We start from the raw sequence: 19,188 nt of genomic DNA on the forward strand, positions 1-19,188 counted from the left end.
ACCCCACCAGATTTTCGACGGGCCGACGGGCACCGCCGTAGGAAAGGGAAGTCAATGAGCGTTGAGGTGTTCTACGACGACGACGCCGACCTGGGCCTGATCCAGGGCCGCAAGGTCGCCGTGATCGGTTACGGCAGCCAGGGCCACGCCCACGCGCTGTCGCTGCGCGACTCCGGCGTCGACGTGGTGATCGGCCTGCCCGCCGGCTCGAAGAGCCGGCCGAAGGCCGAGGAGCAGGGCCTGCGCGTGCTCACGCCGGCCGAGGCGGCCGCCGAGGCCGACGTGATCATGATCCTGGCGCCGGACACCGCCCAGCGCGGCCTCTACGCCGAGGCGATCGCCCCCAACCTCGCCGCCGGCAAGGCGCTCTTCTTCGGCCACGGCTTCAACATCCGGTACGGCCTCATCAAGCCCCCGGCCGACGTGGACGTGGCGATGGTCGCCCCGAAGGGCCCCGGTCACCTGGTCCGCCGCCAGTACGTCGACGGCAAGGGCGTGCCCTGCCTGGTCGCCGTCGAGCAGGACGCCAGCGGCAACGCCTTCGGCCTGGCCCTGGCGTACGCCAAGGCGATCGGCGGCACCCGGGCCGGCGCGATCCGCACCACCTTCACCGAGGAGACCGAGACCGACCTCTTCGGCGAGCAGGCGGTGCTCTGCGGCGGCGCCGCGGCGCTGGTGCAGACCGGCTTCGAGGTGCTCACCGAGGCCGGCTACGCCCCCGAGGTGGCCTACTTCGAGTGCCTGCACGAGCTGAAGCTCATCGTGGACCTCATGTACGAGGGCGGCATCGCCCGGATGCGCTACAGCATCTCCGACACCGCCGAGTACGGCGACCTCTCCCGCGGCCCGCGGGTCATCGACTCCCGGGTGAAGGAGGAGATGCGCAAGATCCTCGGCGAGATCCAGTCCGGCGAGTTTGCCCGCGAGTGGGTGGCCGAGGACGAGGCCGGCCGGCCGAACTTCGCCAAGTGGCGGGCCGAGGGCGCGGCGCACCCGATCGAGGAGACCGGCCAGAAGCTGCGCGCCATGATGAGCTGGGTGGACCGGCCCATCACCGAGACCGCCTGAGTCCGCCTCAGGCAGCTCCGACGCGGCCCGCGGCCCGACGCTCTCCCCGGCGTCGGGCCGCGGGCCGCGGTCGTGGCCGTCACGACGAACCGGCCGTGCCGACCGACTCCTCGATGGCCGCGATCTCGTCGTGGATCCGCTCCGCCTCGGCCGTCCGGTCGAGGCGGAGCAGCGTGAGTCCGAGGTTGCGCAGCGGTGTGAGGAGTTCCGCCTGGTCGATCCGCTCCGGGTCGGCCCGCAAGAGGTCGAGACACTCCCGGTAGCTCCCGACCGCCTCCTCGAGTCGGTCGAGGGCGTGCATCCGGTTGCCCAGGTTGCAGAGCGCCTCGGCCAGCGGCAGCCGGAACGCCACCGGGTCCACGGAGAACAGGTCCCGGCGGACGGCCACGCACTCGCGCAGCAGATCCGCCGACCCGCCCGGGTCGCCGGCCAGGTGCACCGCCCGGGCCAGCGCGAAGAGGCACCGGCCGAGCAACTCCCGGTACGCCGGCTGCGCGCCGGACAGTAACCGGGCCAGCTCGACCGCCTCCCGTCCGGCCGCCAGCCCGTCCCCGTCCGGTCCGTCGACCCCCGGTGTCCCGCCCCCTGCCGCGGCCTCGGCCGCCGGTCCGCCGGGACCCGCGGTGGCCGGCAGCTCGAACACGGTCAGCGCGCAGCGCATCAGCAGGGCGCGGGCCAGCCGGGGGCGCCAGACCTCCGGAAGTTGCCCGGTGTGCTCCCGGCAGAGTGGGACGGCCTCGGCCAGCAGCTCTTCGACCGCCGCCCGGTCCCCGGCCGCGACTCGCAGGTCGACCAGCTCGAACAGGGCTCGGGCCAGCACCTCGTCGTGGTTGGTCCGGGCGAGCGCCGCCGCCTCGGTCAGGTGCGCGACGGCCCTGTCCCGTCGGCCGGCCCGGGCCGTCAGGTCATCCAGCACCAGCAGCCCGTGGGCCAACGCGGCGGCGGAGCCCGGCGTCCCCGCCGCCACCACCGCCCGCTGCCGGTCGACGGCCTGCTCCGCGAGCCGCACGGCCGTATCCGGATCGCCCAGCTGCGCCCGACACTCCGCCTCGATCAGCATGGCCCGGGCCAGCAGCGGTCGCCCCTGCCGGGGCTGGAGCCGGCTCCAGACCTCCACGTCGGGGCGGGACTCTTCGATCAGGTCGAGGGCTTCCTGCGCCGGGCCGGTGACCGTCAGGCCCTGGGCGAGGTCCAGCGCGGCCGCCATGCCGACAGTCAAGGACTGGGAGCGGCGGTAGGCGTTGAGAGCGCGGTGCAGTTCCAGAGCCTGCCGTCGGACGGTGTTCGCCTCCTCCCTCCGGCCCAGCGCCTCCTGGCAGTCGCCGATCACGAGCAGGGTCCGGGCCAGCCGCATCCGCTCCAGCCGGCGCAACTGGCCGCAGGCGTCCCAGGTCGCCCGCGCCCGCAGCGCCAGCCTGAGCGCTTCCCGTATCTCCCCGCACTGGTGGAGGTTCAGCGCGAGGAGTCCCCGGGCGGTGGCGAGCACCACCAGCGCGGACCGGTCGTCGGCGTCCTCGACGTAGCCGATGGCCTCCCGGAGTTGGTCGATCGCCTCGGTGGCGGGGGCGTTGTCGGGGGCCGCGGCCCGGGCCACCAGGGCCCGGGCCAGGGCGACCTGGTGCTGGTCCGGCCGCTCGGCGGCCAGTCGCCGGCAGAGGGCCACCGCCTCCTTGGCCGCCGCCGTGCGCCGCCCGGTCGAACCCGGCAGCCCGCTCATCTGGTGGGACCGGGTGACCAACGCCTCGGCCAGCCGGGGCCCCCACCAGTGGGGACCGAGCCGGGTCAGCTGGCGGAGCAGCGCGATCCGGACCACGAGCGACATCAGCGGCTCCCTCCCCGTGCGGGTGCTGGGTTCCGTTGTACGGGGGCTCCGCCAGCCACCGCGTCCGGTGAACGGCGGATGACGGGCGCGCGACGACCTGTGTGAGGGCGCTCACCCCGAGGTCCGGGACCCGGAGGGCGAACCGCCCCCTACCATCCTTTGTTAGGTGCTCCCGCCGGCACCTGACGGCCATGGCACGGATCGGCGCGGGCGCAGCGAGGCGTCCCGACGCCCCAGGCCGACCAAGAATCCGAGCGTCTACGAGGACCGATGAATCCTGTCGTACTGATCGCCGAAGAACTCGCTCCCGCCGCCATCGAGGTGCTCGCGCACGACTTCGACGTGCGTCACGTGGACGGCACCGACCGCCCCGCCCTGCTCTCCGCGCTCTCCGAGGCCGACGCGGTGATCGTACGCAGCGCCACCCAGATCGACGCCGAGGCGATCGCCGCCGCGCCCCGCCTCAAGGTGGTCGCCCGCGCCGGCGTCGGCCTGGACAACGTCGAGGTGCCGGCCGCGACCGCGCGGGGCGTCATGGTCGTCAACGCGCCCACCTCCAACATCGTGTCCGCCGCCGAGCAGGCGGTGGCGCTGCTGCTCGCCGTGGCCCGCAACACCGCGAGCGCCAGCGCCGCGCTGAAGGCCGGGGAGTGGAAGCGGTCGAAGTACACCGGCGTGGAGCTCCAGGGCAAGACCGTCGGCGTGGTCGGCCTCGGCCGCATCGGTGTGCTGTTCGCACAGCGCATCGCCGCCTTCGGCACCCGCCTGATCGCGTACGACCCGTACATCCAGCCGGCCCGCGCCGCGCAGCTCGGGGTCCGGCTGGTCGGCCTGGAGGAGCTGCTCCGGGAGAGCGACTTCATCTCGATCCACCTGCCCAAGACGCCGGAGACGGTGGGTCTCATCGGCGAGAAGGAGCTGGCGATCGTCAAGCCGGGCGTCCGGATCGTCAACGCCGCCCGCGGTGGCCTGGTCGACGAGCAGGCGCTCGCCAACGCGATCGCCGAGGGGCGGGTCGCCGGCGCCGGCGTGGACGTCTACGCCAAGGAGCCCTGCACCTCGTCGCCGCTGTTCGCCTTCGACAACGTGGTGGCCACCCCGCACCTGGGCGCCTCCACCCACGAGGCGCAGGACAAGGCCGGCCTGGCCGTGGCGAAGAGCGTCAAGCTGGCGCTCCAGGGCGAGTTCGTGCCGGACGCGGTGAACGTGCAGGCCGGCGGCGTGGTCGCCGAGGACGTCCGGCCGCTGCTGCCGCTGGCCGAGAAGCTGGGCCGGGCCTTCACGGCCCTGGCCGGCGGGGTGGCCGCCAGCGTCACCGTCGACGTGCGCGGCGAGGTCGTCGCCAACGACGTGTCGGTGCTCAAGCTCGCCGCCACCAAGGGGCTGTTCAGCTCCGTGGTGGAGGAGCAGGTCACCTACGTGAACGCGCCCCACCTGGCCGCCGAGCGGGGCGTCGAGGTCACCCTCGCCACGCAGGCGGAGACCGTCGACCACCCGAACCTGGTCACCGTCCGCGGCGCGCTGCCGGACGGCCGGACGGTCAGCGTCTCCGGCACGGTCACCCACACCGGCGCGCGCGACGTGCTCAAGCTGACCGAGGTGGACGGTTTCGACGTGGAGATCGGCGCGGAGGGCATCCTGGTCTTCCTGCGCTACGTCGACCGGCCGGGCGTGGTCGGCACCGTCGGCACCCTGCTCGGCGAGGCCGGCGTGAACATCGCCGCCATGCAGGTGGCCCGCCGCGAGGCCGGTGGCGAGACGCTCATGACGCTCACCGTCGACCAGGCCCTGGGGGCGGACCTGCTCACCTCGGCGGCCGACTCGATCGGCGCGGTGGCGGCGAGCGCCGCGGACCTGCGCGACGAGTAGTCCGGCCACGACGTATCGGGGGCCCGGCCGCACGGCCGGGCCCCTTCGTCGTACCCGGAGGTCAGGACTCGACGCGGGCCGGTGGCGGGTAGACCGAGCCGTCCTGGGCGTCGAACAGCATCAGGTCGTGCTCGCCGGCGAGCCGCTCGATGTCCAGCAGCACCTCGTCGGCGCAGGTGGGGAAGAGGTTCAGCTCCACGTGGTCGCTCGCCGCGTGCAGCGGGGCGACCTCCCAGGGCGTACCCGGGCCGGCGGGCCGGTCGGGATAGCTGGCCGTGATGGCGCGGTAGAAGGCGACCACGCGCGGGTCGGGTTGCTGGTTGGCGTGCCACCCCTCGCGGCACCGCCGCACCGCCGCCCGCACCTCGTCGGGTGTGGCCCCGGCCCGCAGGGCCCACACGCTCAGATCGAAACTCACGGCGGACAGCGTGCCATCCCCGGTCCGCGCCGTCACCCCTGCCCCGCCGCAGGTCGACTCGCTGATTACCGACAGCACCCCGGACAGTCCGCTGTGGAGACTCTTGCGTCGAGTTGCGTCGATTCGCTAGCGTACCCGTGCGGTCACTGGCTGAGTCGAAAACCGGCCCGTCTTCGGGTGGCGCGGTCGGCCACCGGCCCACCGGCCCGCACCCCTCGATTGCGCGAGCCACGCGCACTCGTCGCTGACCGGCCCCCACGGTCGTTGCCGAGACCGTGGGGGCCGATCGCGGTCGACGTCCCGGGTGCGAGGGCGGGGCGGCGCGCCGCGCGGTCAGCGCCGGCGGTGGGCGAAGAGCGCCCGGTATTCCGAGCCGTTGCGGAACCAGGCCAGCCCGGCCGGACCGGCCGCGTACAGGGCCGTGGCGTAGGCGTCGGCCACCGCGAGGTCCGGGCCGACCACCGTGGCGGCGACCAGTTGGTCGGCCGGCTCGCCGGTGTGCGGGTCCACGACGTGTCCCCGCCGCCCGGTCACCCCCGAGGTGCCCACCGCACCGGCGGTCATCTCCAGCACCAGCGGCGCCCGGTGCGCGTCGGTCGGGTGGTGCACGGCGACCCGCCACGGGCCTCCGTGCGCGGCGTGGCCCCGGACGGTCAGGTCGGCGCCGGCGAGCACGGCGTAGTCGTGGACGCCCGCGGCGCGCAGCCGGGCGGCGGCCCGCTCCACCGCCCAGCCGCCGAGCAGGCCGCCGGGGTCGAAGCCACCGGGCACCGCCCAGGCGTCGAACCACCCGTCGGTCGCCGCCCGCATCGCGGCGCAGCGGTCCACCAGGTCGGCCAGCGGCGGGTATGAGTCGGGGCTGATCTCGCCCCGGCGGAGCTTCGACACGAGGCTGTCCGGCTGGTTCGGCCCGTAGGTGAGGTCGACGGCGCGCAGCTCGGCGACCGCGTCGCGGAGCGCCTCGCCGACGCCCCGGCGGCCCAGCCACTCCGGCGCGTTGAGCAGCAGCGAGTATTCGGCCGTGGAGGTGCGCACGGTGTGCCGGACGCTGATCCGGTCTCCGGCGGTGCCGGCGGCCCGCTCCAGCCGGTGGCTGCGGGTGCCGAGGCGCAGGTCGGGGCGGCGATTGCGGAAGGCCGACTGGTCGATCCACCGTGTGCGGGGCTGCTCGTCCGCCCAGCGGGCCCGACGCTGCTCCTCGATCGGCATGTCACTGCTCCTCGCTGACCACGCCGCAGCGCCGCGGCGAAAGCCGGTCACGGGCCCCCGTCGACCCTGTCGCCACCGACCCTAAGCAGTGGACATGACCGCACCATGAATGCCACCTGGGAGACTCCTGTGCATCACGCTTTCCCGAATACTGGAAGACGCGTACCGGGAGCCGGGACGGCGACGTACGGTTGCGCCAGAGCGACGAGGTGAGGAGCGCCAGGTGGCACGCATCGCGGTGGTGGCCGGGGACGGCATCGGACCCGAGGTGGTCGGGCAGGCCCGCAAGGTCATCGACGCGGTGCTCCCCGGGGTCGAGGCCACGGAGTACGACCTGGGCGCGGCCCGCTACCACCGCACCGGCGAGGTGCTGCCCGACTCGGTCCTCGACGAGCTGGCCGGGCACGACGCCATCCTGCTCGGCGCGGTCGGCGACCCGACCGTGCCGCCGGGCGTGCTGGAGCGGGGCCTGCTGCTCAAGCTCCGCTTCGCCTTCGACCAGTACGTCAACCTCCGCCCCTCCCGGCTCTGGCCCGGCGTCGCCGGCCCGCTGGCCGCCGTCAAGCCCGGCGAGGTCGACCTCGTGGTGGTCCGCGAGGGCACCGAGGGCCTCTACGCGGGCGCCGGCGGCTCCCTGCACCGGGACACCCCGGCCGAGGTGGCCACCGAGGAGAGCCTGAACACCCGGCACGGCGTCGAGCGGGTGATCCGCGACGCGTTCGCCCGGGCCCGCCGCCGGGAGCGGCGCAAGGTCACCCTCGTGCACAAGACCAACGTGCTCACCCACGCCGGCTCGCTCTGGGCGCGTGCCTTCGCGGCCGTCGCCGCCGACTTCCCCGACGTGACCACCGAGTACCAGCACGTCGACGCCGCCGCGATGTTCCTGGTGACCAACCCGTCGCGCTACGACGTGGTGGTCACCGACAACCTCTTCGGCGACATCCTCACCGACATCGCCGCCGCGGTGACCGGCGGCATCGGCCTGGCGGCGAGCGGCTGCATCAACCCGGAGGGGCGCTACCCCTCGATGTTCGAGCCGGTGCACGGCTCGGCGCCGGACATCGCCGGCCGGGGGCTCGCCGACCCGGTGGCCGCCGTGCTCTCCGCCGCGCTCCTGCTCGACCAGCTCGGCCACGCCGACGCCGCCGCGCGGGTCACCGCCGCGGTCGCCACCGAGCTGGCCGGGCGTACGCCGGGTGCGCCGCTGCGCACCGAGGAGGTCGGCGACCGCCTCGCGGGCCACGCCGTAGCCTGACCGGGCCGTCACATCGGCCCGGATCCGGGCCGCCAGACCCGTACCCGGGCCGCTCCCGTTCCCGTCCCGGCGGGGCCGCCCGTCCGGGTGCGCGGGCGGAGGTATCCGCTGAACGACCGTTCGGGGTAAGTTTCTGGCACCAGTGACGCCGGCGTGCGATCCCGCATGCCGTGAACCCGCAGGGAGGTCAGCGCGATGAGCGGTGGTGACAAGCTCGATTTCGAGATCCGTCCGAATCCCGCGCCGGTATCCGCCGCCGATCGGGCCGCCCTGCTGGCGAACCCGGGCTTCGGCCGGGTGTTCACCGACCACATGGTGACGATCCGCTACGCCGAGGGCAAGGGCTGGTACGACGCCCGGCTGGAGGCGCGGGCGCCGATCCCCATGGACCCCGCCGCCGCGGTCCTGCACTACGCGCAGGAGATCTTCGAGGGGTTGAAGGCGTACCGGACCGGGGACGGGTCGGTGACCATGTTCCGCCCGGAGGCCAACGCGGCCCGCTTCGCCGCCTCGGCTCACCGGCTGGCCATGCCGGAGCTGCCGGCGGAGACGTTCGTCGAGTCGCTGCGCCGGCTCGTCGAGATCGACCAGGACTGGATCCCCGAGCACGAGGACGCGAGCCTCTACCTGCGCCCGTTCATGTTCGCCAGTGAGGTCTTCCTCGGCGTCCGCCCGGCCAACGAATACCTCTACTGCGTGATCGCCTCGCCCGCCGGGGCGTACTTCGCCGGTGGGGTCAAGCCGGTCACGGTGTGGGTCTCGCCGGACTACACCCGGGCGGCGCCCGGCGGCACCGGCGCGGCCAAGTGCGGCGGCAACTACGCCGCCTCGCTCGCCGCCCAGGCCGAGGCCATCGAGGCCGGCTGCGACCAGGTGGTCTTCCTGGACGCGGTGGAGCGGCGCTTCGTCGACGAGCTGGGTGGCATGAACGTGTTCTTCGTCTACGACGACGACACCCTGGTCACCCCGCCGCTGACCGGCACCATCCTGCCGGGCATCACCCGCGACGCGATCCTCACCCTGGCCGCCGAGTCGGGCCACCAGGTGCAGGAGCGGCCGGTCAGCTTCGCCGACTGGCAGGCCGACGCGGCCAGCGGCCGGCTGCGTGAGGTGTTCGCCTGCGGCACCGCCGCGGTGATCACCCCGATCGGCGGCGTGCGCTTCCCGGACGGGGAGTTCCTCATCGGTGGCGGCGAGCCCGGCCGCTCCACCATGGCGCTGCGCCAGAAGCTGGTCGACATCCAGCGCGGCCGCGCCGAGGACCGGCACGGCTGGGTCACCCGCGTCCTCTGACCGTCCACCCGCTCCTCCCGCACGGCCGGCCCGTCACCACGGCGCCGGCCGTGCGCTTTCCCGCGCCGGTCAGTCGAGCAGGTGGGTGCGCAGGGCCGTGAGCTGGTCCTCCGTCACGCCGGCGTGGTGGAGGTATCCCTCGACCGAGCCGTAGCCCGCGCGCAGCTCGGTGAGGAACAGCATCATGGCCTCGGCGGGGGAGGCCAGGAACGGCGGGGGTGGTTCCTCGGCGTCCGGCACGGTGGCCCGGACCCAGGCGCTGAACCGCTCGGACGCGGCGGTGCTGAGCGCGTAGTCGGCGGCGATGTCGTCGTCGGGCACGCCGAGCACGGCCAGGGTGAGCCCGCAGACGATGCCGGTGCGGTCCTTGCCGGCGACGCAGTGCACCACGACCGGCGCGTTGGCACTGTCGGCGATGAGGCCGACCGCCTCGGCCAGCCCGGCGGTGCCGGTGCGCGCCAGGTCGGCGTAGCGGTCGGCGAGGTAGCGGGCCAGGTCGCTGCCCGGCTCGTACCTCCACTCGGCCCAGTCCTGGTGCTCGGGGTGGATGTGCCGGTAGGTGAGCCCGTCGTAGGCGGGCACCCGGCCGTCCCGCGCCACCTCGGTGGGGCGGCGCAGGTCGATGACGGTGCGGATGCCCAGGGCGGTGAACGCCGCCCGGTCGGTCTCGGCGATGCGGTGCAGCGAGTCGGAGCGGTAGAGCCGGCGGTGCCGGACGGTGTGCCCGTCGCGGCTGCGGTAGCCGCCGACGTCGCGGAAGTTGAACAGCGCGGGGAAGGGGGTCTCCAGGGCGTCCACCCCTGACACGGTAACGGCCGGCGGGGCCACGATGTGCCCCGCCGGCCGCTGGTTGCAGGTGTCTCCGTTACCGGGCCGTGCCCGGCGGGATCGACGAGTAGGTGTCGTCGTAGTAACCGCCGAGCTTGTCCCGGTACGCCGGGTCCGTGTCGGTGGCCTCGTCGTACTCGGGCGCGGCCTTGATCTGGTCCTTGCTCCGGTCGACGTAGACCTTCCGCTCATCGTGGTCGACGTGGTTGACGGTGCCGGCCGGCAGCATGACCTTCTTGCCGAAGATCCACGGACCGGTGTCCACCACGAGGAAACTGGAGTTCACCTCGTGGCTGGCCCGGTCCACCTTGCCGATACCGCCGTCACTCGCCTCCACCTTGTAGCCGACCAGGTCGACACCGGTCACCCCGGCGTCCTCCCGGTAGCTCCACGGATCGAAACGCGGATCCGGCGTCCCGTGGGTCGTTCGAGGGTCGAGCCGCTCCATGGCGTCAACACTCCCTTTCTCGACTTTTGGGGGATGTGCCTGTCGGATCCCTTCCTACCCGGATGCGGAGATCGATACACCAGACTGGCTCAGGCCAGTGCGGCCTCCGCGTCCAGGGCCACCGCGGCGGCGTGCACCACGGCCGCGATGCGCAGGCCCTCGTGCACCTGGTCGCGGCTGAACCCGGCGGCGCGCAGGGTCTTCTCGTGCGACTCCAGGCAGACGCCGCAGCCGGTGATCGCCGAGACGGCCAGGCTCCAGAGCTCGAAGTCGGCCTTCTCCACCCCGGGCCGGGCGATGATCTGCATCCGCAGCCGGGCCGGCAGCGAGGCGTACTGCTCGTCGCCGATGAGGTGCTTGGCCCGGTAGTAGACGTTGTTCATGGCCATGATGGTGGCCGCGCCCTTGGCCGCCTCGACAGCCTCGGGGGTGAGGTGGCCGGCCGCCTCGGCGGCGATCTCGCGCAGCACCACCGGGTTGCGGGCCGCCACGGCGCAGGCCAGGGCAGTGCCCCAGGCCTGCTCCGGCTTCAGCGTCGAGGTGGTGATGGTGGAGCCGAGGTTGAGCTTGATGTCCTTGGCGTACTCGGGCAGGGCCGCCTTGACCGCGTCCAGACCCATGCTCAGGCCCCGGCCCCGGCGAGCAGCGCGTTGGCGTCCAGGGTGGCGCCGCCCTTGTTCCAGTTGCACGGGCAGAGCTCGTCGGTCTGCAGGGCGTCGAGCACCCGCAGCACCTCGGATACGTTCCGGCCGACCGAGCCGGCGGTCACCATGGCGAACTGGATCTCGTTGTCCGGGTCGACGATGAAGGTGGCCCGCTGCGCGACGCCGTCCTCGCCGAGCACGCCGCAGTCGGCGGTCAGCTCACGCTTGATGTCGCTGAGCATCGGGAAGGGCAGGTCGCGCAGGTCCGGGTGGTCCTTGCGCCAGGCGTAGTGGACGAACTCGTTGTCCACGGAGACGCCGAGGACCTGGGCGTCCCGGTCGGCGAACTCGCCGTTGAGGCGGCCGAACTCGGCGATCTCCGTGGGGCAGATGAAGGTGAAGTCCTTCGGCCAGAAGAACACGACGCGCCACTTGCCCTCGTAGGTCTTGTGGTTGATCGTCTCGAACGCCTTGTCGGCGTCGAGCGAGACGCAGGCGGTGAGTTCGTACTCGGGGAAGTGGTCACCGACAGTGAGCAACGGTCCTCCTTGCTGGCGGCCCGAACGGTGTGCCGCCGGGCCGGTAACTGGATCTGTTCCAGATGCTTCCGCAGCCCGCTTCCCGCCCGGCGCCGGGCGGTTCCCCTGTTAAGTCGATCACCGGCTTGTCCCGCGATGTGGGTTTCTCCTCCCAAAACCCGGAGCGGAGTGGCAGAGTACGGACCGTGACCAGCTCCGTCCTGATTATTGGCAGCTAGCGCGCCGGCCCACCCCCTCGCCGAGCGCGCAGACCTCCCGCATCCGCGGGGGGTCTTTTTGTTGCTCCCGCAGGTTCGAGAAGAGGACTCCCATGACCTTCCAGGTGTACGACACGACGCTGCGCGACGGCGCCCAGCGCGAGGGCCTCACCTACTCGGTGGTCGACAAGCTGGCGGTGGCCCGCCTGCTCGACGACCTCGGGGTCGGCTTCATCGAGGGCGGCTGGCCGGGCGCGGTGCCCAAGGACACCGAGTTCTTCCGCCGGGCCCGCACCGAGCTGGAGCTGCGGCACGCCGTCCTGGTCGCGTTCGGGGCGACCCGGAAGGCCGGCGTCGCGGTCGAGGACGACCCGCAGGTGCGCGGGCTGCTCGACGCGGCGACCCCGGCCGTCGCGCTGGTCGCCAAGGCGGACCTGCGGCACGTCGAGCGGGCGCTGCGCACCACCGCCGAGGAGAACCTGGCGATGGTCCGCGACACGATCGCGTACCTGGTGGCGCAGGGGCGGCGGGTCTTCGTCGACGGGGAGCACTTCTACGACGGCTACCGCTACGACCCGGCGTACACGGCCGCCGTGGCGGAGACCGCGCTCGCCGCCGGGGCCGAGCGGTTCGTCCTCTGCGACACCAACGGCGGCATGCTGCCCTCCCAGGTCACCGCCGCGATCACCGACCTCACGGCGCGCACCGGGATCGCCCCGGAGCGGCTCGGCATGCACGCCCAGAACGACACCGCCTGCGCGGTGGCCAACACGATCGCGGCGGTCGAGGCCGGCGTCCGGCACGTCCAGGGCACCGCCAACGGCTACGGCGAGCGCCCCGGCAACGCCGACCTCTTCGCCATCGTGGCCAACCTCCAGCTCAAGCTCGGCATGCCCGTCCTACCGGAGGGCTGCCTGGAACAGATGGTGCGGGTCTCGCACGCCATCGCCGAGATCGCCAACATCGCCCCCGACACCCACCAGGCCTACGTCGGGGCCGCTGCCTTCGCCCACAAGGCGGGGCTGCACGCGAGCGCGATCAAGGTCGACCCGTTGCTCTACAACCACGTGGATCCCTCGGTGGTGGGCAACGACATGCGGATCCTCGTGACCGAGATGGCCGGCCGGGCCAGCGTCGAGCTCAAGAGCCGTGAGCTGGGCCTCGACCTGGCCGGCCATCCGGACGCGCTGTCCAAGGTGACCAGCCGGATCAAGGAGCTGGAGGCCGGCGGCTGGTCGTTCGAGGCCGCCGACGCCTCGTTCGAGCTGCTGGTCCGCTCCGAGCTGCCGGACGCCGCGCCGCCCCGGCCGTTCGCCCTGGAGTCCTACCGGGTGCTGGTCGAGCACCGCGAGGACGGCGCGGTCGTCTCCGAGGCCACCGTCAAGATCCGGGTACGCGGCGAGCGCGTCATCGCGACGGCCGAGGGGAACGGCCCGGTCAACGCCCTCGACGAGGCGCTGCGGGTGGCGCTCGCCCGGCACTACCCGGAGCTGCGCGAGTTCGAGCTGGCCGACTACAAGGTGCGCATCCTGGAGGGCAGCCACGGCACCGGCGCGGTGACCCGGGTGCTCGTGGAGACCGCCGGGGCCGGCCGCGACTGGACCACGGTCGGCGTCCACCCCAACGTGGTCGAGGCCAGCTGGCACGCGCTGGTCGACGCCCTCACCTACGGCCTGGACCGGGCGCGGGTCTGAGCCTCACGCGGCGGGCAGCCGCAGCTCGGCCAGCACGGCCCGGTGGTCGCTGCCCCGGACGTCGTGCACGCTGACCGCGCGCACGGCGATGCGCCGGTCGACCAGCACGTGGTCGATGGTCACCGGCGGGATCGGGTCGCCGTCGTAGGGACCCCACGTGCCCGAGAAGCCGGCGCCGGCCGCGTCGGCGGCGTCCACGTAGCCGGTGTCGATGAGATCGCGCAGCGGCGCGTGGTCGAGGGTGGCGTTGAAGTCGCCGGCCAGCACGCTCAAGCCGCCCTCCGGGGTGGCGTGCGGCTGGGCGCGCAGGTCGGTCCACCAGTCCGGCACCACCTCGACGGAGTACGGGGCGGCCGGGTGCGCGGACTCCACCCGCAGCGGTGGCGCGCCCGGCACGGCCACCGTCCCGTACGCCTGGGTGAAGGAGAAGCCCTCGTTGCGCCGGAAGCCGGTGCCGCTGAGCGGGTGGCGCGCGTACAGGCCGGAGCCGGTGGTGCCGACCTCGGGTTGCAGCGACCGGTAGGGCAGCAGGGTGGCCAGCCCGAGCCGGTCCAGCTCGGCGGCGATCTGCGGGGTGAACTCCTGCACGGTGAGCACGTCCACGTGGTGCGTCCGCACCAGCTCGACCAGCCGGGCCGGCTCGGCGCCGCCCTTGAGCAGGTTGGCGGTGAGCAGGCGGAGCACCGGCCCGTCCGCGGTGGGCCCGTCGTCGCCGACGGCCCGTGGCGCCACGGCGCCGGCCAGCGCGAGCGCGGCGAGGGCCGCGACCACGGCGGGCACGCGGCGCCGCAGGGCGAGCGCCAGCACGAGGGCGGCCGGCGCGGCGGCGGCGACGTACGGCGTGAAGGCGACCGCCTGCACGAGCGGCCCCCGTTCCAGCCCGGCGAGCCGGAGCAGCGCCCAGGCGGCCACGGGCACGGCCGCCAGCCAGCACGCGACCGAGGCGACCCGTCCCCTCGTGATCATGGCCGCCACAATACACGGCGCGTTTTCATGAATGGTCGGTCGTTCACTTCTCACAATTATCCAACGCATTTCTCAGACGCGGCCGAGGAAATGTGAGCTATTGACCGTCCGCATTTTCCGATGTTAGGTTCCACCTGGTCGAGACGTCGCGACTCTCCGTAGTAATCCCAGCTTAAGGGCCAGGTGTTCGACACTGACGGTGCGCTCAGAACTGCGCCTGGCTTTTGTGCCGCATCCATCCGTCCCACGCCCAGGCGCGGGCCGGCCGTATCACCACGGTCACAAAAGGGAGATCTTTCATGGCCACATTCCTCAAGCGCAAGGCGACGGTGGTGGCCCTCGCCGCGCTGTCCCTCACCCTGGCCGGCGGGGGCATCGCGGCCGCCGCCCACCCGGCGGCGAAGGCGCCCGCCGAGGTGGCGCAGCCGGGTGCCCGGCCGCCCGGCCAGCAGCCGCCGGTGACCGCCGCCGAGACCCGGGCCGCCAAGGCCGCGCTGAACGCCACCCTGGCCGCGCCGACGCCCGGGCTGGTCGCCTGGGCGGTGGTCAGCAGCAACGGGACGCTGCTCCAGCACTCGGCGAACGTCGTGAGCGCCAAGAAGTTCTCCGCGTCGACGCCGGGCCAGTTCGCCGGGCAGTACCAGGTGACACTCGACTACGCGGTCAACCTCAAGGGCCTGCACGCCACGATCGGCACCAACGACGCGGCGAACGTCCCACCCGCGGGTGAGGTCGCGGTGGCACCCCGCTACCTGATCCCGAACGCGGTCTTCGTCCAGACCCGCAGCTCCACCGGTGGGTGCGCGGACCGGCCGTTCCACCTGTTCATCGCCAACTGACCCCCGCCGGCAGCCGGCCCCCGCCTCCGGGCGGGGGCCGGCTGTCGTGCCCGCCTGCCCCGGTCTGCCCCGGCCCGCACCCGCTCGCGCCGTTGGGGGCCGGCCGGGGGAGTCGTACCCGTCCGGCCCGGGAAGGGCCGCTCAGGGGCCGATAATCCGACGTTTGTCCGCATGCCGGCCCGGGAAGCAAGCACCGTGACGGACATCTCGGACACCCTGGCCAGCGTGCCCAGCCCGGTCGATGCCGACGCGAGCGGCGTCGAGCTGGAACAGACCCTCTTCGAGGTCAAACGCGTGATCGTCGGGCAGGATCGCCTCGTCGATCGACTGCTCACCGCCCTGATCGCCGACGGTCACTGCCTGCTGGAGGGCGTGCCGGGGGTCGCCAAGACCCTCGCGGCGCAGACCCTCGCCACCGTGGTCGGCGGCACCTTCTCCCGGATCCAGTTCACCCCCGACCTGGTCCCCTCGGACATCGTCGGCACCCGCATCTACCGGGCCTCCACCGAGGCGTTCGACGTGGAGCTGGGCCCCATCATGGCGAACCTGGTGCTCGCCGACGAGATCAACCGGGCCCCGGCCAAGGTGCAGTCGGCGCTGCTCGAGGCGATGGCCGAGCGGCAGGTCTCCATCGGCGGCCGGAGCTGGCCGGTCCCGGACCCGTTCCTGGTGCTGGCCACCCAGAACCCGATCGAGTCGGAGGGCGTCTACCAGCTCCCCGAGGCGCAGCGCGACCGCTTCCTCATGAAGATCGTCGTGGACTACCCGAGCGACGCCGACGAACTGGCCATCCTCTACCGGATGAGCACCGAGCGGCCGACCGCGCGCCCGGTGCTCGACGCGGCCCGGCTGCGCGAACTCCAGCGCCGCGCCGCCGACGTCTTCGTCCACCACGCCCTCGCCGAGTACGTGGTCCGGCTCATCCTGGCCACCCGGGACCCGGGGCGGTTCGGGCTGCCCGACATCGCCCCGCTGCTGGCGTACGGAGCGAGCCCCCGGGCCACCCTCGGCCTGGTGGCGGCGGCCCGGGCGCAGGCGCTCATCCACGGCCGCGACTACGTGCTCCCGGAGGACGTGCGGGACCTCGCGGTCGACGTGCTGGCCCACCGGCTGGTGCTCTCCTTCGACGCGGTGGCCGACGGGATCTCCGCCGAGACGCTGGTCCGCCGGCTGGTCGAGGCGGTCCCGCCACCCCGGGTGGTCACCGGGCACCCGGAGGCGGCGGCCGACCTGGCGGCGGCATGAGGCGCCGGGACGCACCCACCCTGCCCGACCCCGGGCTCGCCGACCTGGCCCCCGACCAGCGGTTGCGCCGCCTGGAACTGACCGTCACCCGGCGGCTCGACGGGTTGCTGCACGGCCAGTACCGGGGCCTGCTGCCCGGCCCCGGCAGCGAGGCCGCCGGCAGCCGGGAGTACCGCCCCGGCGAGGACGAGGTGCGCCGGATGGACTGGGCGGTGACGGCCCGGACGACCGTCCCGCACGTCCGCGAGGTCGACGCCGACCGCGAGCTGACCACCTGGCTGCTGGTCGACGCCAGCCCGAGCATGGAGTACGGCACGGCCACACTGGACAAACGGGAGCTGGCGGTGGCGGCCGTGGCGGCGGTCGGCTTCCTCACCGCCGGCGTCGGCAACCGTCTCGGCGGGCAGGTGCTCGCCCCGGACGGGATCCGCCGGTTCCCGGCCCGCGGCGGGCGTACCCATCTGCTCGGCCTGCTCCGCGCGCTGCTGGACGCGCCGCGCACCGACGGGCACCCGGTGACGCCGGGCCTGCACGACGGGCTGGACGGGCTCCAGCGGATGGCCACCCGGCGCGGGCTCGTGGTGGTCGTCTCCGACTTCCTCGACGGGCTGCCCGACGAGCCGGACGCCGCACCGGCCTGGGAGGCCGTGCTGCGCCGGCTGGCCGTCCGGCACCAGGTGCTGGCGGTCGAGGTGACCGATCCCCGCGAGCTGGAGCTGCCCGACGTCGGGCTGGTCACCCTCGTCGACCCGGAGACCGGCCGCCGCCGTGAGGTGTGGACCGGCGACCCGGGCCTGCGTGAGCGGTACGCGCAGGCCGCCGCCGCCCAGCGCGACCAGGTGCGCGACGCGCTGCGCCGGTCCGGGGCCACGCACCTGGCGCTGCGTACCGACCGGGACTGGAGCGCCGACATCGTGCGGCACGTGCACGCCCAGCGCCGGCTCGCCGCCGCGCCCGCCGTGGCCCGGGGAGGTGCGGCGTGACCTGGGAGTCGCCCGCCCGCCTCTGGCTCCTGCTCGGCGTCGCCGCGCTGGTCGTCGGCTACCTGGCCATGCAGCGCCGGCAGAGCCGGTACGCCGTGCGCTTCACCAACCTGCGGCTGCTGGACCGGGTCGCCCCGCAGCGGCCGGCCTGGCGCCGGCACGTCCCGGCGGGGCTCTTCCTCGCCATGCTGGCGTTGCTGGTGGTCGGCTTCGCCCGGCCCAACGCCGAGGTGCGGGTGCCCCGGGAACGGGCCACCGTCATGGTGGCGGTGGACGTCTCCACCTCGATGCTGGCAGGCGACGTCGACCCGGACCGGCTGACGGCCGCCAAGGAGGCCGCCCGCCGGTTCGTCGACGGGCTGCCCGACGAGTTCAACGTCGGGCTCGTCGCGTTCGCCGGCAGCGCGGCCGTGGTGGTGCCGCCGAGCACCGACCGGGAGGCCCTGGACGAGGGGGTCCAGCGGCTCGCCGAGGGGATCACCGGGGTGCAGGGCACCGCCATCGGCGAGGCCATCAGCACCTCGCTGGGCGCGGTGAAGAGCCTGGACGCCAAGGCCGCCAAGGACCCGCCGCCGGCGCGGATCATCATCCTCTCCGACGGCGCGAACACGTCCGGGATGGATCCCATGGAGGCGGCCGGCCAGGCCGTGGCGGCCAAGGTGCCGGTGCACACCATCTCGTTCGGCACGCCGTCCGGCTCGGTGGACCGGGGTGGGCGGGCGATCCAGGTGCCGGTCGACGGCCAGACCCTCAAGGCGGTCGCCGAGGAGACCGGGGGCGGCTTCCACGAGGCGTCCACGAGCGCCGAACTGCGCGCCGTCTACGAGGACATCGGCACGTCGGTGGGCTACCGCAGGGAACGGCAGGACATCTCGGCCCGCTTCATCGGCCTCGGGCTGGTCTTCGCCATGGGTGCCGCCGCCGGATCGCTGCGGTGGTTCTCCCGGCTGCCCTGACCAGCAAGGACCGGACGACGCACGACACGTGAGGAGCCCAGGTATGGCAGTGCAGACCGGACTCGGCGAGCCGCGCGGCCCGTGGTTCGTCTCGCCGGAGCTGGACCCGGACGGGCGCGGGCGCTGGGACGTACCCGGATCGGAGCGGGACGCCGCACGGCGCGGCTGGCGGCGCCGGCTGCTGAGCGCCGCGGCGGTGGTGGCGCTGTCCACCGTCTCCGGGGCGGCGGCCGGCACCTGGGCCGCCGACCGGGACGCGCCCGGCCCGTCCGCGGCCTCCGCGGCTCCGGTGCCGGCGGAGCTGGTCACGGCCGCCGAGAAGACCGTCCCCGGCGTGGTCTCGGTCATGGTCGGCGGATCGACCGGCGCGTCGGCCAGCGGCTCCGGCTTCGCCATCGACAACGAGCAGCACATCGTGACCAACGACCACATCCTGTCCCGGGGCGGCTCCGGGCCGGTGACCGTGGAGACCTCCGACGGGCGCCGGTTCGCCGCCGAGGTGGTGGGGCGGGAACCGGCCAGCGACCTGGCGGTGCTGAAGGTGCCCCCGTCGGCCCGGCTGTCGGCACTGCCGCTGGCCAAGCCGAACTCCACCCGGGTGGGCGAGCCGGTGCTCGCGGTCGGCTCCCCGCTGGGCCTGGCCGGCACCGTCACGGCCGGTATCGTCAGCGCGCTCAACCGGCAGGTGCGCATCGGCAACGGCCGGCACACCGCGGTGCAGACCGACGCCTCCATCAACCCGGGCAACTCCGGCGGGCCGCTGGTCAACGCGCGTGGCGAGGTGGTCGGGGTGAACACGGCCATCGCCACCATCGACGGCAACGGCTCCATCGGCATCGGGTTCGCCATCCCGATCGACCAGGTGCAGCAGACCGCCGACACCATCATCGGCCGGGGCGGCTGACCTGCGCGGTC

Annotated in this window: 18 protein-coding genes; 10 read left to right on the top strand and 8 right to left on the bottom strand. The window is 73.7% G+C overall.

Annotated elements, in window-relative coordinates; translation table 11 throughout:
• Positions 1 to 54 precede the first annotated feature (54 nt).
• Positions 55 to 1,068 carry a ketol-acid reductoisomerase gene (gene ilvC / locus GCE86_RS00620; RefSeq protein WP_128138621.1) on the top strand — a complete coding sequence of 338 codons (1,014 nt, stop codon included), beginning with the start codon at positions 55 to 57 and terminating at the stop codon, positions 1,066 to 1,068.
• 79 nt (positions 1,069 to 1,147) lie between these two features.
• Here ilvC and GCE86_RS00625 read toward each other — a convergent pair whose 3' ends face one another.
• Positions 1,148 to 2,890 carry a tetratricopeptide repeat protein gene (locus tag GCE86_RS00625; protein ID WP_154225089.1) on the bottom strand — a complete coding sequence of 581 codons (1,743 nt, stop codon included), beginning with the start codon at positions 2,888 to 2,890 and terminating at the stop codon, positions 1,148 to 1,150.
• A 270-nt stretch (positions 2,891 to 3,160) separates the two neighbouring features.
• Here GCE86_RS00625 and serA point away from each other — a divergent pair, with 270 nt between their 5' ends.
• The gene (serA, locus tag GCE86_RS00630) at positions 3,161 to 4,759 is read left to right on the top strand and encodes a phosphoglycerate dehydrogenase (protein WP_154225090.1); all 1,599 of its coding nucleotides are present in this window, start codon (positions 3,161 to 3,163) and stop codon (positions 4,757 to 4,759) included.
• Between the two features lie 61 nt (positions 4,760 to 4,820).
• On the opposite strand, the gene GCE86_RS00635 is transcribed toward serA, so the two are convergent.
• Positions 4,821 to 5,177, bottom strand: a complete 357-nt coding sequence (locus GCE86_RS00635; protein ID WP_208818056.1) for a hypothetical protein — start codon at positions 5,175 to 5,177, stop codon at positions 4,821 to 4,823.
• Positions 5,178 to 5,510: 333 nt separating this feature from the next.
• Positions 5,511 to 6,386, bottom strand: coding sequence for an FAD:protein FMN transferase (locus GCE86_RS00640; RefSeq protein WP_154225092.1), 876 nt, complete (start codon positions 6,384 to 6,386; stop codon positions 5,511 to 5,513).
• Positions 6,387 to 6,609: 223 nt separating this feature from the next.
• Here GCE86_RS00640 and GCE86_RS00645 point away from each other — a divergent pair, with 223 nt between their 5' ends.
• Together GCE86_RS00645 and GCE86_RS00650 are read left to right on the top strand one after the other, a co-directional pair.
• Positions 6,610 to 7,641: a 3-isopropylmalate dehydrogenase gene (locus GCE86_RS00645; RefSeq protein ID WP_154225093.1), complete on the top strand. Its 1,032-nt coding sequence runs from the start codon at positions 6,610 to 6,612 to the stop codon at positions 7,639 to 7,641.
• Between the two features lie 195 nt (positions 7,642 to 7,836).
• Complete coding sequence (locus GCE86_RS00650) at positions 7,837 to 8,934, top strand: branched-chain amino acid aminotransferase (protein ID WP_154225094.1); 1,098 nt, start codon at positions 7,837 to 7,839, stop codon at positions 8,932 to 8,934.
• 69 nt (positions 8,935 to 9,003) lie between these two features.
• Here the strand turns inward: GCE86_RS00650 and GCE86_RS00655 are convergent, their stop codons facing one another.
• From GCE86_RS00655 to GCE86_RS00670, 4 genes are all read right to left on the bottom strand, one after another.
• On the bottom strand, positions 9,004 to 9,732 hold the full coding sequence (locus GCE86_RS00655; RefSeq protein ID WP_208818057.1) for a tyrosine-protein phosphatase: 729 nt from the start codon (positions 9,730 to 9,732) through the stop codon (positions 9,004 to 9,006).
• A 67-nt stretch (positions 9,733 to 9,799) separates the two neighbouring features.
• Entirely contained in the window at positions 9,800 to 10,210 is a 411-nt protein-coding gene (locus tag GCE86_RS00660) for a PRC-barrel domain-containing protein (protein WP_154225096.1), read from the bottom strand.
• An 89-nt stretch (positions 10,211 to 10,299) separates the two neighbouring features.
• Complete coding sequence (gene ahpD / locus GCE86_RS00665) at positions 10,300 to 10,830, bottom strand: alkylhydroperoxidase, AhpD family (RefSeq protein WP_154225097.1); 531 nt, start codon at positions 10,828 to 10,830, stop codon at positions 10,300 to 10,302.
• Positions 10,831 to 10,832: 2 nt separating this feature from the next.
• Positions 10,833 to 11,393 carry a peroxiredoxin gene (locus GCE86_RS00670; RefSeq protein ID WP_154225098.1) on the bottom strand — a complete coding sequence of 187 codons (561 nt, stop codon included), beginning with the start codon at positions 11,391 to 11,393 and terminating at the stop codon, positions 10,833 to 10,835.
• A 310-nt stretch (positions 11,394 to 11,703) separates the two neighbouring features.
• Here GCE86_RS00670 and cimA point away from each other — a divergent pair, with 310 nt between their 5' ends.
• A complete protein-coding gene (gene cimA / locus GCE86_RS00675; RefSeq protein WP_154225099.1) occupies positions 11,704 to 13,284 on the top strand; it encodes a citramalate synthase in 1,581 nt (526 codons plus the stop codon).
• A gap of 3 nt (positions 13,285 to 13,287) precedes the next feature.
• Here the strand turns inward: cimA and GCE86_RS00680 are convergent, their stop codons facing one another.
• Entirely contained in the window at positions 13,288 to 14,250 is a 963-nt protein-coding gene (locus GCE86_RS00680) for an endonuclease/exonuclease/phosphatase family protein (protein WP_154225100.1), read from the bottom strand.
• Positions 14,251 to 14,549: 299 nt separating this feature from the next.
• Between GCE86_RS00680 and GCE86_RS00685 the strand changes: the two genes are divergently transcribed.
• The 5 genes from GCE86_RS00685 (at position 14,550) to GCE86_RS00705 (ending at position 19,177) form a co-directional block, all read left to right on the top strand.
• Positions 14,550 to 15,089 (top strand): hypothetical protein, encoded by a 540-nt coding sequence (locus GCE86_RS00685; protein ID WP_154225101.1) that lies wholly within the window; start codon positions 14,550 to 14,552, stop codon positions 15,087 to 15,089.
• A gap of 195 nt (positions 15,090 to 15,284) precedes the next feature.
• Positions 15,285 to 16,334 (top strand): AAA family ATPase, encoded by a 1,050-nt coding sequence (locus tag GCE86_RS00690; RefSeq protein ID WP_154225102.1) that lies wholly within the window; start codon positions 15,285 to 15,287, stop codon positions 16,332 to 16,334.
• On the top strand, positions 16,331 to 17,317 hold the full coding sequence (locus tag GCE86_RS00695) for a DUF58 domain-containing protein (protein WP_154225103.1): 987 nt from the start codon (positions 16,331 to 16,333) through the stop codon (positions 17,315 to 17,317). The genes GCE86_RS00690 and GCE86_RS00695 overlap by 4 nt, the downstream gene beginning before the upstream one ends.
• The gene (locus GCE86_RS00700; protein ID WP_154225104.1) at positions 17,314 to 18,273 is read left to right on the top strand and encodes a VWA domain-containing protein; all 960 of its coding nucleotides are present in this window, start codon (positions 17,314 to 17,316) and stop codon (positions 18,271 to 18,273) included. The genes GCE86_RS00695 and GCE86_RS00700 overlap by 4 nt, the downstream gene beginning before the upstream one ends.
• 43 nt (positions 18,274 to 18,316) lie before the next feature.
• Complete coding sequence (locus GCE86_RS00705) at positions 18,317 to 19,177, top strand: S1C family serine protease (RefSeq protein WP_154225105.1); 861 nt, start codon at positions 18,317 to 18,319, stop codon at positions 19,175 to 19,177.
• The last annotated feature ends 11 nt before the right edge of the window (positions 19,178 to 19,188 follow it).

Origin of the sequence: Micromonospora terminaliae (assembly GCF_009671205.1) — a bacterium.
Taxonomy (GTDB): Bacteria; Actinomycetota; Actinomycetes; order Mycobacteriales; family Micromonosporaceae; genus Micromonospora; species Micromonospora terminaliae.